The organism is Sulfitobacter litoralis (assembly GCF_900103185.1).
GTDB classification, from domain to species: domain Bacteria; phylum Pseudomonadota; class Alphaproteobacteria; order Rhodobacterales; family Rhodobacteraceae; genus Sulfitobacter; species Sulfitobacter litoralis.
The window spans coordinates 98,535-113,317 of record NZ_FNJD01000012.1 but is presented as its reverse complement, the minus strand read 5'-3'; the positions used below and the strand labels follow the sequence as shown (position 1 = coordinate 113,317).

At 54.6% G+C, this 14,783-nt stretch carries 9 protein-coding genes; 4 read left to right on the top strand and 5 right to left on the bottom strand.

The window, feature by feature from the left end; translation table 11 throughout:
* Window positions 1-70 precede the first annotated feature (70 nt).
* Window positions 71-613: a recombinase family protein gene (locus BLQ98_RS11300; protein ID WP_093733418.1), complete on the bottom strand. Its 543-nt coding sequence runs from the start codon at window positions 611-613 to the stop codon at window positions 71-73.
* 421 nt (window positions 614-1,034) lie between these two features.
* On the opposite strand from BLQ98_RS11300, the gene BLQ98_RS11295 reads away from it, so the two are divergent.
* Genes BLQ98_RS11295 through BLQ98_RS11285 form a run of 3 tightly spaced genes read left to right on the top strand, consistent with a single transcriptional unit; the run spans window position 1,035 to window position 8,364 of the window.
* Complete coding sequence (locus BLQ98_RS11295) at window positions 1,035-5,927, top strand: DEAD/DEAH box helicase (RefSeq protein ID WP_093733417.1); 4,893 nt, start codon at window positions 1,035-1,037, stop codon at window positions 5,925-5,927.
* A complete protein-coding gene (locus BLQ98_RS11290; RefSeq protein ID WP_093733416.1) occupies window positions 5,927-7,486 on the top strand; it encodes an AAA family ATPase in 1,560 nt (519 codons plus the stop codon). Before BLQ98_RS11295 ends, BLQ98_RS11290 begins: the two co-directional genes overlap by 1 nt.
* On the top strand, window positions 7,483-8,364 hold the full coding sequence (locus BLQ98_RS11285; protein WP_093733415.1) for an HNH endonuclease: 882 nt from the start codon (window positions 7,483-7,485) through the stop codon (window positions 8,362-8,364). Before BLQ98_RS11290 ends, BLQ98_RS11285 begins: the two co-directional genes overlap by 4 nt.
* A 454-nt stretch (window positions 8,365-8,818) precedes the next feature.
* Here BLQ98_RS11285 and BLQ98_RS11280 read toward each other — a convergent pair whose 3' ends face one another.
* The 4 genes from BLQ98_RS11280 to BLQ98_RS11265 form a co-directional block, all read right to left on the bottom strand.
* Complete coding sequence (locus BLQ98_RS11280) at window positions 8,819-9,133, bottom strand: hypothetical protein (RefSeq protein ID WP_244148422.1); 315 nt, start codon at window positions 9,131-9,133, stop codon at window positions 8,819-8,821.
* Between the two features lie 202 nt (window positions 9,134-9,335).
* Entirely contained in the window at window positions 9,336-11,390 is a 2,055-nt protein-coding gene (locus BLQ98_RS11275; RefSeq protein ID WP_093733413.1) for an NADH:flavin oxidoreductase, read from the bottom strand.
* 13 nt (window positions 11,391-11,403) lie between these two features.
* Complete coding sequence (locus BLQ98_RS11270) at window positions 11,404-12,456, bottom strand: flavin reductase family protein (RefSeq protein ID WP_093733412.1); 1,053 nt, start codon at window positions 12,454-12,456, stop codon at window positions 11,404-11,406.
* Window positions 12,453-13,721, bottom strand: coding sequence for an aromatic ring-hydroxylating oxygenase subunit alpha (locus BLQ98_RS11265; protein ID WP_093733411.1), 1,269 nt, complete (start codon window positions 13,719-13,721; stop codon window positions 12,453-12,455). The genes BLQ98_RS11270 and BLQ98_RS11265 overlap by 4 nt, the downstream gene beginning before the upstream one ends.
* A gap of 145 nt (window positions 13,722-13,866) precedes the next feature.
* Here BLQ98_RS11265 and BLQ98_RS11260 point away from each other — a divergent pair, with 145 nt between their 5' ends.
* On the top strand, window positions 13,867-14,775 hold the full coding sequence (locus BLQ98_RS11260; RefSeq protein WP_093733410.1) for a LysR substrate-binding domain-containing protein: 909 nt from the start codon (window positions 13,867-13,869) through the stop codon (window positions 14,773-14,775).
* The last annotated feature ends 8 nt before the right edge of the window (window positions 14,776-14,783 follow it).

Here is a 14,783-nt window from a genome sequence, read left to right as displayed (position 1 = left end):
CCGGGAGTAAAACGTTCCCATAAGTCTAAGATACTGAACCAAGGCAAGCATAATTTTGGGGCTGCTCAGTTTACGATCTCAAAGATTTGTAGACCGTTGCCCTCCCGATCCCAAGGTGCTTGGCAATTGCGGTCGCTCCCATGCCTGATTGACGTAATTCTTTGACCTTAGTGTCATCGACAACCTTCGGGCGGCCCTTGTAAAGGCCTTTGGCCTTTGCTTTCGCGATCCCCTCAGCCTGGCGTTTGCGAATGATGTTTCTTTCAAATTCAGCAAAAGCTCCCATCATCTGCAACTGAAGTGTGGCGAAGGCATCGTCCGATTTGGCTGAAAACGTAAGGCTTTCGGTTTTGAAGGTAATTGAAACGCCTTTGTCATTCAGTTTTTGTATTATCGATTGCAGGTCGCGGAGGTCTCTGGCCAAGCGATCGATGCTATGGACAATCACAGTGTCGTCTTCTCGCACCCATTCCAGCATAGCGTTGAGCGCTGGGCGGTCTTTGGCACTTTTGCCAGAGAGCTTTTCTTCAAAGAGCTTATCAACAGCTCCTAAATCCTGGCGGTCGAAATTTTGTTCTACGGTACTGACACGGCGATAACCAACAATCGACATGATGTCTCCTATGGTGCTAGACCTTTTCAGAATACTGTCTACTAACTCTAAATCAAGTCTAAATGTGCACCTCTGGCTTAGATTTGCTGTGTCTCCTCAGGGTGGACCTTTGTGTACGGAAGCCTTTGGCTAGATAAGTCTTCGCAGAAACGGCAGCATGTTCATCAGTCCGTTTGGATCACGAGATGTCCTCAGGCACCTTGAACCTGCTTGTAATTTTCCAGCTACAGTTCGTTAGATCACTTTGCGCTGCTGAGCATTCAAGAAAGTTACGATGCGTATTTGAGTTCGATAGTCAGTGTGTGCGGTTCTTGGACCCTGATCTGAGCCCCTCAAACTCCTTCACTTACGCGAACTAGCAATCCATCGTTGACAGCAGTTCCCCGCGGTGGGAACGCTTCTACAACTAGGAAGGGTTTCCATGGAAAATTCGTTGGCCAACATATTGGAGCAGATGCGTCTGCGCTCGCAGTCACAGTTTGAAAAAGGCGAGTATTTTGAGAAGCTGGTCAAAGTCTTTCTAGAGAATGACGCCTTGCAAGGCCAAACTTACGATAAGGTTTGGTTGTTTAAGGACTGGGCGTCGGAACATGACTTACCTTCAAACGATACAGGCATCGATCTTGTCGCACGTCATGCTGATGGGGCAGGATTTTGCGCTATCCAGTGCAAGTTCTACGCGGCTGATAGCAGTATCAGCAAAAAGCACATGGATTCCTTCGTATCAGCGGCGTCCAGTAAGTATTTTGTCAGCCTCATCATCGTTGACACCACGCTGAAGGACTTCAGCTCCAACCTGACGGCGATGCTGGATAATTTGGATAGAGATTGGCATCGGATAGCGCTTTCCGATCTCGAAAAAAGCCGTATCGACTGGTCAGCCTATTTTCGCGACAACACCGTCAAACTCACTGAGCCAAAGATCCTTCGTGATCATCAACGTGAAGCGTTAGAGGCTGTCAGAGCAGGTTTAGTTGAGGCTGACCGTGGTAAACTGGTCATGGCTTGCGGAACGGGCAAAACCTTTACTGGCCTAAAAATTGCTGAGGAGCTTGGCGGCAAGGGCAAGCTTATTCTCTATATGGTGCCCTCATTGGCCTTGATGTCCCAAACAGTGCGTGAGTGGAAAAACGACTGCGCGGATGATTTTCTCGCATTCTCTGTCTGTTCCGATGTCAAAGTGGGCAAACGAGAGAGCGATGGGGATGCGATCCAATTCACGGTCCATGACCTTGCTTTTCCAGCTACGACCGACGCTAGCAAAATTGCGCAACAGGTGGCTGACAGCGACCGCGAAAAGATGATCGTGGTGTTCTCGACCTATCAGTCTATCCAAGTGCTGACTGATGCGCAAAAGACCTATTGCTTGCCTGAGTTCGACTGGATCATTTGCGACGAAGCACATCGGACCACAGGTGAAACCATCGGCACTGACGAGAGCAACTTCGTCAAAATCCACTCTAACGACAACGTCGCGGGCAAGAAACGCGTCTACATGACCGCAACCCCCAAGATTTATGGGGAGAATGCCAAGTCCAAAGCCGCGCAGCACGATGTCGCGTTGGCTTCTATGGACGATCCCGACATGTTTGGTGAACTTCTGTTCTACAGGGGGTTCTCATGGGCCGTCGAAAACGATCTCCTGTCAGATTACAAAGTTATCGTGTTGGCCGTCGATGAAGGCTTGATCAGCGCAGGCGTACAAAATCGCTTGGCTGAATCCAGCGAAATGAAACTGGACGACGCGACTAAGATCATTGGTTGCTATAAGGCACTGATAAAGCGCGAGCTGATCGGCGAAGACACGGAAGACCCAGCCCCGATGAAATGCGCCTTGGCATTTTGCAAAAACATTGCTGTATCCAAAATGGTCACAGAAGAGTTTGCTGCCGTGGTCGATGAATATCGTAACAATGACGACATCGGCGATCTTAGCGGCCCCTCCTTGGACGTCCAAACCCGCCATGTCGACGGTACCTATAACGCCAAACAGCGCGAAGACTGTCTTGATTGGCTCAAGGCGGAAACTGACGACGAAACTTGCCGTATTCTGACCAATGCGCGCTGCCTGTCCGAAGGCGTCGACGTACCGGCTTTGGATGCAATTATCTTCATGCATCCCCGCAAAAGCCAGATCGACGTGGTGCAATCCATTGGCCGCGTAATGCGCAAGGCACCGGGCAAGGAAATGGGCTACGTGATCCTACCTGTCGCAATCCCCCATGGGACAGCAGCCGAAGACGCGCTCAATGACAACGAACGCTATCAGGTGGTTTGGCAAATCCTCAACGCACTCCGGTCGCACGATGAACGCCTAGACGGCAAGATCAACCAGATCGGCATTGGCGAAGATGTCTCTGACAAAATCCAGATCATCGGCGTCACCAAAGAGATGATGGCAACCACCGCCGTTGTCGAAGACATCGATGTGAACAAGACCAAAGCATCCAAGCGCAGCGATATTGGCGGCGGTTCGGGTGATAGCTCAGATGATGAGATCGTCATCGAGGGGCCAGAACAACAGCTAGGTTTTGTCTTTGATGAACTGACCCAAGCCCTGCGCGCCAAGATCGTCGAAAAATGCGGCACGCGTGAGCATTGGGACAAATGGGCCAAAGACATTGCGAAGATCGCTGAAACCCACATCACACGGATCACCACGATCGTCGCCCACCTCGGCGCGGAACGTGACGCCTTTGTCGCCTTCCTTGATGAAATTCGGGACGACCTGAACCCTGAAATTAGCGAACAAGACGCCATCGAAATGCTGGCCCAACACCTGATCACCAAACCCGTCTTTGATACGCTCTTCCGCGACAACCATTTCACCGCGAACAACCCCGTGTCCAAAGCGATGGAGATCGTCTTAGGCCAACTTCACCACCACAACATTGGCAAGGAGGCTGAGACGCTCCAAGGCTTCTATGATAGCGTCCGCAGGCAGTCAGAGGGCATCAAGACCGCCTCAGGCCGCCAAGCGCTTGTCGTGCGCCTCTATGACCAGTTTTTCCGCTCTGCCTTCCCCGCGATGACGCAAAAGCTGGGGATCGTGTATACCCCCGTCGAGGTGGTAGATTTCATCATCCATTCCGTCAACGACGTGCTGCAATCCGAGTTCGGGCAGACGCTGGGCAGTAAGGGCGTGCATATCCTTGACCCCTTCACAGGGACGGGCACGTTCATCACCCGCCTGCTGCAATCGGGGCTGATCAAACCCGAAGAGCTGGAGCATAAATACAAACATGAAATCCACGCGAACGAGATTGTCTTGCTGGCCTACTACATCGCCGCGATCAATATCGAGGCGGTCTATCACGACATAGCGAAAGAGAACGCGGTTGCGCTGGGCAACAGTGGCGAAGACATGCCCTATGCGCCCTTCGACGGGATCGTGTTGACAGACACCTTTCAGCTTTACGAGCAGGACAAGGATATGATCGCGGACCTCTTGCCGGATAACTCAGAGCGACGCACGGCCCAGAAAGAGCGGGATATTCGGGTGATTGTAGGCAATCCACCTTATTCGGGAGGACAACGCGACGAAAACGATGATGCGGCAAATATCGACTATTTTAACTTAGACGAGAAAATCCACCAAACCTACGCCGCCAAGTCTAGAGCACGACTTAAGACATCGCTCAAAAACAGCTATATTCGGTCAATCCGCTGGGCCTCTGATCGATTAACTGATGTTGGCGTTGTAGCTTTTGTTACAGATGCGGGCTGGATCGACGGCAATGCTATGGATGGTATGCGGAAATGCCTGACTGAAGAGTTTTCTGACTTATACATATTCCATCTTAGAGGTAACCAAAGAACCTCAGGCGAGACATCAAGGAAAGAAGGCGGAAAGGTTTTCCTGTCTGGTAGTCGCTCGCCTATCGCTATTTCGGTTCTTGTCAAGAAAGGTGACAATACAGCTCCGGCAAAGATCAACTTTTGTACAGTCGATGATTATCTCACTCAAAAGGAAAAGCTTCAGTTGGTGCGATCCCGTCGTTCAATCGCCGGAATCTCAGAGATTGAAAAATGGAAAGTTATACAGCCCAATGACGAAAACGATTGGTTGAACCAGCGCGACCCCAGCTTTGAAAACAGCATTTCGATTGGTAGCAAAGTTGCGGGTGCCAAAGGAACGATATTTTCGAACTACTCAAGTGGAGCCAAGACCAATCGAGACTTTTGGTGCTTCAACTATTCGAAGTCTGATGTTTCCAAAAACATGGAGCGAATGGTTAACTTCTACAATGACCAAGTGAAGCTTCAGGGCGATGATCTTAAGGGTTTCAGGGAGTCCCTTGATGCCAAACTGATTAGTTGGGATGGAACCCTCAAGAGCGATTTGAAGAAGTTAAAACGGGGAGAGTTCTCTGAGGAGAAGATCATGTTGGCGAACTACAGACCTTTTCAGCGGCAGTGGTTCTATTTTGACCGACAGTTCAATAACAGCGTCTACCAAATGAATGAACTGTTCCCAGCTCAAGACGCGTTTAATCGAACTATTTGCGTGACAGGGGTTGGCGAAGCAAAGGACTTTAGCGCGCTGATGGCCAACAATATAACTGAGCACAAGTATCACTATAATAGCCAATGTTTCCCCCTCAAGCTCTACGAACCTGCGAGCGCCGAGGATGGCCTCTTTGCCACTGGCGAAGCGGGCTACTCTGAGCGCGACGGGATCAGCGACGCGGGGCTAAAGCACTTCCAAGCCGCCTATCCGGGCGAGCAGATCAGCAAGGAAGACCTGTTCTATTATATCTATGGCCTGCTGCATTCCGCCGATTATCGCGAGCGGTTCAAGAACAACCTGTCCAAAGAACTCCCCCGCATCCCCGCCGTCAAAACCGCCGTAGATTTCTGGGCGTTCTCAAAAGCGGGCAGGGCGCTGGGCGATCTGCATGTGAACTACGAAACCGTTGAGCCTTACCCCGTGGTGATCGCCGAGGGCGACCTGCGCCTCGCCAACATCGAAGACCCCGAAACCTTCTACCACGTCGAAAAGATGAAGTTCGGCGGCAAGGGCAAGGTTAAGGACAAGACAGTCGTCCACTACAACCCGCGCATCACCATAAAAGGCATCCCGCTTGAGGCCTACGATTACGTCGTCAACGGCAAACCCGCCCTTGACTGGGTAATTGAACGCCAATGCGTGAAAACCGACAAAGCCAGCGGCATCGTTAACGACGCTAACCGCTACGCCATCGAAACAGTAGGGAACCCCGCCTATCCGCTGGAGCTGTTTCAACGGGTGATCACAGTGAGCCTAGAAACGATAAGGATCGTGGATGGCTTGCCAGCGTTGGAGATTGATTGATGGATTTCTTTGTCGTGCCTAACAGCAATGCCATATCGGATGGCGCTAAGAATGCTGCCTATCTCTTGAATGATAACTGGAACGATTATGGATACGAAACGACGTTTGGATTAACGATTTTCGATGAATATGGCGTCGAGCACGATTTCCCTCGTTTTAAGATTGGTTTTGCAGGGCAAACCGCATCTGAAACAACCCGTGGCGCTATTAATGACAAATTTACCCAGCTTTCCGAGCGCTACTTTTCATTGTGCCATACGGTTAGGTTTTACAAGAAGCTGTACAGCGACCTTTCTGAAAATTGTCGTGAGGAGTTTCTTAGAGGTACTAACGACGTTGTCCGATATCCAGAGCTATTAGATAAAATACAAGGTGAAGACGTTTTTCAAACGTCGCTCTTGCGGTCTACATCGATAGAGGATGTGAGAGACCTGTTTACCAGTGTACTGCGTGGGGAAGTGCTTCTTACAGACTTCGACTTTAGTTTTGAATTGCCATCCTCTGATACTTTTGCAGGATTTGATCTCAGTTTTTCTGTGACAGCCAATTCCAAACCAAGCACCAACATGCATGCGCTGATTGGACGAAATGGTGTTGGAAAGACAACTTTACTAAATTCCATGGTTAGAGCCATCGCTCCTGGTGTTGAAACTGATGCAGAGTTCTACATCCAACATCCTCCTTTTGACCGACAAGCAATTGATGACGACTATTTTAGCACTTTAGTATCGGTCGCTTTCAGCGCATTTGACCCATTTGATCTCCCACCAATACCTGATGGAACAGAGGTGAAAACACCCTACTCTTACATTGGACTTACTTCCATCGCAGATGAAGGGGGTACTTTGACCAAGGGAAAAAAAGAGCTGTATGAAGAGTTCGCAAAGAATCTGGAGTTTTGCTTAGCTGAGAGTGGGCGCAAAAGGCGATGGCAACAGGCGATGGCTGTTCTTCAGAGCGACCAGAACTTTTCTGAGATGGATCTAATGGACTTGGCAGAGCGCGCTGGCGATGAGTTAAGAGAGCATGCCCTGTTTGTAATCGAAAAAATGAGTTCTGGGCATACAATTGTTATCCTAACACTGACTTCATTAGTTGCGAGGATCGAAGAGAAAACGCTGGTTCTCTTTGATGAGCCCGAAACTCACCTGCATCCACCTTTGCTATCCGCACTTATGCGAAGCCTAAGCCAATTGCTCCATAGTCGAAATGCAGTTGCAATTATCGCAACACATTCACCTGTAGTCCTTCAAGAAATCCCTAGTTCGTGCGTTTGGAAGGTATACCGTGAAAGGCTGGCATCTCAGAAGACGCGGCCAAACATAGAAACCTTTGGCGAAAACGTGGGAACATTAACCAGGGAGGTGTTTAAGCTCGAGGTTGCGCGTTCTGGCTTTCATACTGTGTTGGAAGATTTGGTCAAAAGCCCAAAGACAGATGAAACCTACTACACTTATGATGAAATTATCGATCAATTGGGAGGAAAGTTGGGCTTCGAAGCGAGGGGTATATTAAAGTCGATGGTCGTGGACAGGGATGAGGGCGATGACCTCGTATGAAGCAGTTGGTAGCTCCTAGTTTCTCGGCTTCTGATCTATTTGATGACTGCGTTGAAGAGATTTCCAACGCTGCGCTAAGGTCTCGTCTTGTGGCGCATAAGCCTGGGATTGAAGATGTATACGCTTCGTATGATGCTCATTCGCAGACCCAGACATGGTCGAGCCTACCGAAGGCACGGCGTGGCCACGGAGATGACAAAATTGTAGGCAATCTTACGAAAGCTGAATTGGTTAGCCTTTATAATAAGGGCATGGTCAGTTCGAAAGGTGCGGCCAGAAAAAAGTATGATCAGTTAAAACTGGCAGCTCTTGACGAGTGCCCATATTGCGGCGGCTGCGGAGAGCTTATTGCGAGCGAAGGGATCGGTACGCTTGATCACTTCTTGCCGAAGGCGCGATACCCTGCCTTTTCAATCTTGCCGATCAATCTGATCCCGGCGTGCGCTACGTGTAATACCGGCATGGGTAGCAAATTTCCGACCGATCCCAATCTTCAACCGCTTCATCCATACTGTGATGCTGCACATTTTTTTGAAGAAAAATGGACCTCGTTGGTGGTTTCGGAGGAAATTCCTGTTGTAGTGGGTTTCGATGTTGCGATTCCTGATCATTGGGACGCAAAAGACGGAGCTAGAGTTTTGCAGCACTTTAAAGATTGTAAATTGCGGTCTCGCTATCGAAAACAGTCAGCATCAGATCTCAGCTCCGTCATTGATCAAAGGAAAACTGCATTCCGAGGACTTAGTCCAGAAGCATTTCGCGCTGGGCTGTTGTCGGTTGCTTGGAATACTAAGTTACCGATCAATGGTTGGAAGCGCACCCTGCACCAAGGTCTCGCTGCGTCTGATTGGTTTTGTCGCTTTGACTTTGCCCAGTGAAAAGTTTTTTAGCTCTTGGAGGGTATGATATGTGGTATAAAATATTTTCTGTTTGATTTTTTTACTTAAAATTAAACTGTTGCATCTATTAGGAGGCGGACTTCGTCTCCGCCACCAACCCAGATTTTTGACATACCTCAGATACTTGGGACTGGTTGGCTGGATGCTGGGTGCCCTGGATGCTGGATGCTGGGTGCCGATGCATCCCCGAGTTGGATTTCTACAACGCTCTATCGCGAATATATGTGGCGCTGTCCCGAGGGACGGTACATCCCGGAACTGTCTTAATCCCCTTTATACATAGCTAAAACGCATTCCTCTGGCACGACTGACCGGCATAGCTGCGCTGCTTTTGTCCGGGGGAAATGACGCGAGCTGGGCGACCGTTTATCGTTTGCTTTCATTAGCCTGCGCCGTAGCGGCCTTTCTCTTGGTAGGGTACGCACGAGCCCGTTCAATAGGCCGATGATGAGCACCAAAATCTGATAGCTTCCTTGAATTCAGCCGCATAAAAGTCGGATGCTTCGGGTCCTGACGGATCGCCTTCAAAACGCCCATGGCGCTTGGCGCATTCGAAAAAGCCGGGGGCCGGTAATCCACCTCTTGCTTTGCTGATCACCAGTGCTGCGATCAAGGGGCGACCGGTGGCGACATCCTCTGCTATCAGACATTCGAGGGCTACCGTAAGTTGGTGGATGGTATTTGGCGGCGACAGCTCGAGGGTCTTTGCGAGTGCCTGATACGTGATGGGACGCGCGTCCTGTGCCATCTTGCACAGGTGATCCCTAATACGTTGTGGTAGCATTATCAGAGCCTTTCACGGGGCGTGATTTCCGAGGCCGCTGTCAATGGACGCAGCCTGTCGCAGTCCTACGTCGCATTGATCTGCTGTGCAAACATAGCGCAGGCTCGGTCGGTCCCTTCTTCGCCAAGGCCGGGTTCTGAATGAACGTCCCCAGTCGCCCTCGGAGTTAAACGGCGGTCATCAAACGAAGCGCGTCGTAGATCGCCGCGTGGGTGTTACGGGCAGAGACGGCATCCCCGATACGGAAAAGCTGGAACGCGCCTTGCGGGTTGCGGACCATTTTCTGCGGTTGGATCGCCAGAAAGGACGCTTGATCGATCGAGCCGCCATTGGACGAGGAGGGCCGCAGCTCGTGGTAAAGCGTATCGAGCGGCATTGTGCCATAGTTCACGACAATCTGGTCGTAGTCAGCCTGCGCCAGTTTGTCGGAATAATCGGTCCCGATGATCGCGCGCAGCCGGTTGCCGTCTTTGAGAACCCCGCGCAGCCGTTTGGTGACGGTGAAAGTCACCTCGTCGCGTTGCAGATTGCGCATGTAGGGCACAAGATTCATCGCCATGACTTCGGGTGCAAAGGTGCGGTCTGGGGTCATGATTTCGACGGTACAGCCCGCGTCAACGGCCATCTCGGCGGCTTGCAGCCCGCTGTGGTCGCCCGCTTCGTCGTAGATCAACAGGGATCCGGCCGGTTTTACATCACCTGATAATATATCCCAGGCCGATACGACATGCTCCGGCGTGTCCCCTTCATAGAGGGTGGTGTTGGCCATGCCGCCGGTGGCAATGATCACGACGTCAGGGCTTTCGGCCAGCACATCCGCTGCCTCGGCATATAGATTATAGCGCAGGTCAACGCCGCTAGCTTCGCATTGTGCTACGCGCCAGTCGATGATCTGCATCATCTCGGCCCGTCGCTTTGTGCGCGCCGTCAAAAGGACCTGCCCGCCGGCGCGGTTGGCAGCCTCGAGCACAACAACCCCATGCCCGCGCGCGCTGGCGACGCGTGCGGCTTCCAACCCCGCGGGGCCCGCACCGACGATAACGATTCTGCGGCGGTTGGCAGCGGGGTTGATGATGTGGGGCAGGGAAAGCTCCCGGCCTGTCGCGGGGTTATGGATGCACAGGGCTTCGCCCCCCTGATAGATCCGATCAAGGCAGTAATTCGCCCCGACGCAAGGGCGGATATCATGTTCACGGCCCTGCTCGATCTTGCGCACAATATGGGGGTCAGCCATATGCGCGCGGGTCATGCCCACCATGTCCAGCAAGCCCGAGGCGATGGCGTGCCGCGCGGTCGCGACATCCTGGATCTTGGCAGCATGGAAGGTCGGCATGCCGGTTGCGCGCCGGACCTCTCCGGCGAAATCCAGATGCGGCGCCGAGGGCATGCCCTGGATCGGGATGACATCCGTCATCGCCGGATCGGTATGGATACGGCCTCGAATGACATTCAGAAAATCGACCTGCCCTGTATCCCGCAGCAGTTTTGAAATTTCGATCCCTTCTTCGGCGGTGATGCCGCCCGCCTGAACCTCGTCGGCGGTATAGCGGATGCCAACAATAAATTCCGGCCCGACACGTTTGCGCACGGCATCCAGTACATGGGTCGTAAAGCGAAGCCGGTTTTCCATCGTATCCGCGCCATAAGGGCCGCTAAGCTTGTTCGACAGCGGGGACCAGAACTGGTCCATCAGATGGCCGTAGGCCTGAATTTCGATCCCGTCCATGCCACCGGCCTGCATTCGTTCGGCGGCGGTCGCATAGTCTTCGATCACGCGCTCGATATCCCAATCCTCCATCATCTTGGGAAAAGCGCGATGTGCGGGTTCACGGTCCGGGCCTGCCGAAATCGAAGGCAGCCAATCCCCCTTGTTCCAGTTGGTGCGGCGTCCCAGATGCGTCAGCTGGATCATCGCCGCGCAGCCGTGTTCGTGCAGGGCATCGGTCAGTTCGCGGATCCAAGGCACGACCTCGTCGCGATAGGCAAGGATATTGTTAAAGACCGGCGGGCTGTCGCGGCTGACGGCAGCGGAGCCAGCGGTCATTGCCAAGGCCACCCCGCCCTTCGCCCGTTCCTCGTGATAGCGGCGATAGCGGGCCTTTGGCATGCCGTCCTCGGGGTAGGCCGGTTCGTGGCTTGTGGTCATCACCCGATTTTTCAGCGTCAGATGCTTGAGCGTATAGGGCTGAAGCAGCGGGTCGGTGGTGACGTGGTCTTTCATGGCGGGACTTTCTTTAGCAATCGAGGATGATGTCGGTGAGCGGGCGGCTGACACAGGGAAGGATGAACCCACGGTCGATCTCGCGCTGGCGGATGCCGCCTTCGTGGGCCATGACGACCTCGCCCGCGTGTTTGAACGTTTTGCAGGTGCCGCACATGCCGCGTGCGCAAGAAGACGGCAGTGGCAGCCCTGCCTGTTTGAGTGCGGTAAGGATCGTGGTGGTTTCAGCACATTCGAACGCGTGGCCCGTCCGCGCAAAGGTCACGGTCCGGCGCGGCGTATCACCCCCGCCAAGAGCCTCGGGTGGGGGGGCGGAGAAATCAAAGCTTTCCTCGCCGTAGCGGTCATCGGGGACGCCTGCGGCCTGTGCAGCGACGCGCACCATCTCCATGAAGGGCTGTGGCCCGCAACAGAGCACTGTGCGCGTTGCGAGGTCCGGCATGACACGGGTCAGAAAATCGGCATCAGGGCGTGTGCCGCCGGGGCCGCGGGTGATCGTGGGGAGATGCACCAACCGGGGCAGCCGACGCGCGAGACTGTCAAGCTCGGTCAGTGCCACAAGGTCTTGGGGCGTCGACACGACCTGCATCAGGACGACATCCAGATCCAGTCCCCGATCAGCGGCGGTGCGCAAGATCGACAGCATCGGAGTGATCCCACTGCCAGCCGCGATCAGCGCATAGGCTGACCCGTGCCATGTGGCCGGCCCAAAGCGGCCGGACGGACCGAGGGCTTCTATCTCTGCGCCCGGCACCAGCATCTCGTGAAGCCAGCGGGCGCCCGGGCCTGCCTGTCGCTTGACCGTGATCTCTATCCCGCCGTCGCGCGCGGCAGACGAGGCGATGGTATAGCACCGCTCTATTCGACCCTCTGGCGTATCAATGCGAAACGTCATGAACTGACCGGAGGCGTGTTCGATCCGGCTGCCGTCCTGCGGCGTCAGAAAGAAACTGCGCATGTCCGCTGTTTCGTCCCAGACCGCGCGGCACACCAGCGTGCCCCAGCGGTCAGGGGCGAACCGCCGCCGCCGCCGTGCGCCCCAATCTGCGAGATCTACCTCGGTCATATTCCGTACCCGCTTGCCTGCATACGGGCGACGTACCAACCCGCGAATTCGTCCAGCGCACGTTCGGTGTAGGGCGAATAGGGCCCGGGCCGATACCCGGGCGAACAGACACCCCGATGGGCCAGCCCGACCAGATGCGCGTCTTCGGCATTGGTCGTTTTCCAGACCGTGGTAAGCGTTTCAAGGTCGTAGTCCTCGCCCTCGACGGCGTCTGCATGGACCAGCCACTTTGTGCGCACCAATGTCCTGTCTGGCCCGAGCGGGAAGGCCGTGAAGACGACGGCATGATCAGACATCACGTGGTTCCAGGAATTGATCCCCCACAGATGTACATCGCCCATCCACGGTCTGTGCGCCTGGCCCAAAGGGATCTGCACGGCGGCGCGGGTGTCCGGTGTCTGGCTTTCGCCAAGCCCTGCGATAATCAAGCGCTGCGTGCGGAAGTTGGTGGGCCAGCCCACGGTATGCTCTACCGCCTCAAAGGGCATATCCTCGTCGCGCCAGTATTTTTCATAGCTGGCATAGGCGTCCAGAAGCGCATTCGTCTCGGCCTTTTCGGTCTCGGTCAGCCCTTCCGGATCATAGCCGAAATCCGCAGCGTGGAACGACAGGCTGAGCTGGGGATGGTTCGACGCGCAATGATAGCACTCGCGGTTGTTCTCCATCGTCAGCTTCCAGTTCCCTTCCTCGATAAGGTCCTGTTCAAAGGCGACCTTGGCGTTGCGAAGATCATAGGCTGCCAGACGCGGTTCAACTACCGCCGCCAACTGCGCGATATCTTCGGGGGGATCATCCGAAAGACAGGCATACAAAATCCCCCCTATATCACGCAGAGCGACGGGCTTGAGGTGATGGAGGGACCGGTCGAAGTCGATGCCCATATGCGGTGCCCGCGCCAGCGCCCCGTCAAGATCGTAGGTCCATTGGTGATAGGGGCAGACGAGCTTGCCAACCACCGACCGGCCCGGTGGCACCAGACGCGCACCGCGATGCGCGCACACGTTGTGAAAGGCGCGCAGCATGTCGTCGTCATCGCGCAGGATCACGATTGATACAGGCCCGATATCGACGGCCATGACATCGCCCGCTTCGGGCACATCGCAGGTCACGCCCACGGCAATCCAATGCCGCCCGAATATCGCGTCGCAATCCGCCTGCCAAACCGCTGCCGACGTATAAAGAGCCGCGGGAAGGCTATGGCCCGCACGACGGGATGCAAGCAGTGTGGCGATGTCTTGGGGGCGGGGGAAACCATGATCCAGCATTATGCCTCCTCGGCGTCAGGCGCGCCGCGTTACGGGATGTCATACAGGCTATGCTGCGCTTGACAGGGGAAACCGACAACCGCACAAATGAACGCCAATCCATACGGTCAAGTTATGGATTAGGTGTCGTCTATCGGAGAGTGTAATGCCCCATCCCATCCGACGCAGTGTACCATCGCTGACCGCGCTTGTGGCATTCGAAGCGGCAGGTCGACGTGAAAGCTTTACGCAGGCGGCGGCGGAGCTTGGGGTGAGCCAGGCCGCCGTTAGCCGCCAGATCGCCGCGCTCGAGACGGACCTTGGCGTCGCGCTGTTCGAGCGGGCGAACCGGCGCGTCCGCCTGACCGTCGGTGGCAAGTCGCTTCATGATGCGGTGAAAGGCGGGTTCGACGGGATCGCCGATGCCATTACCGAACTGCGCACAACCCACATCGATTTGACCGTCAGCGTGTCCGTCGCGTTTGCGCATTTCCGCCTTTTGCCGATCTTGTCCTCCTTCCGTGCAACCGCGCCGCAGATCGGTGTACGGGTCATTTCAGAGGATGACTGGCGCGCCCCGCTTGATCGGACGATCGACATGGCCATCCGGTATGGAAGGCCCCCGTTTGACGGCATGTCGATCGTCGGATCGCTGCGCGAAACGGTTGTGCCGGTGTGCGCCCCCGAGATCGCGGCACGGCTTGCGGGTGTCTCGATTGACGCGCTGATGCTCCAAGGGGATGTGGCGCTGATTGAAAGCGACGCGCCGGAGCCAAGCTGGCTCAACTGGTCGCAATGGTTGTCGCGGATCGGGGTGACCAAGCCCTCTGTCAAAGCAGGGTTGAACTTTACCAGCTATTCGGACGCGGCCTATGCGGCCATGGCAGGACAAGGCGTTCTTCTTGGTTGGACCGGCCTTCTGGACCGCCCCCTTGCGGATGGCCGTCTGGTTGAACTAGAGCTGCCCCGCCTAAGACCGGAAGAGCGCCACTATGCTCTCGTGCCTGAACGAGGCCGACCCTCTGCCTCTGTCGACGCCTTTGTGCGCTGGTTTAGTGAGGACGCGTTTCACTAAGCCTACCC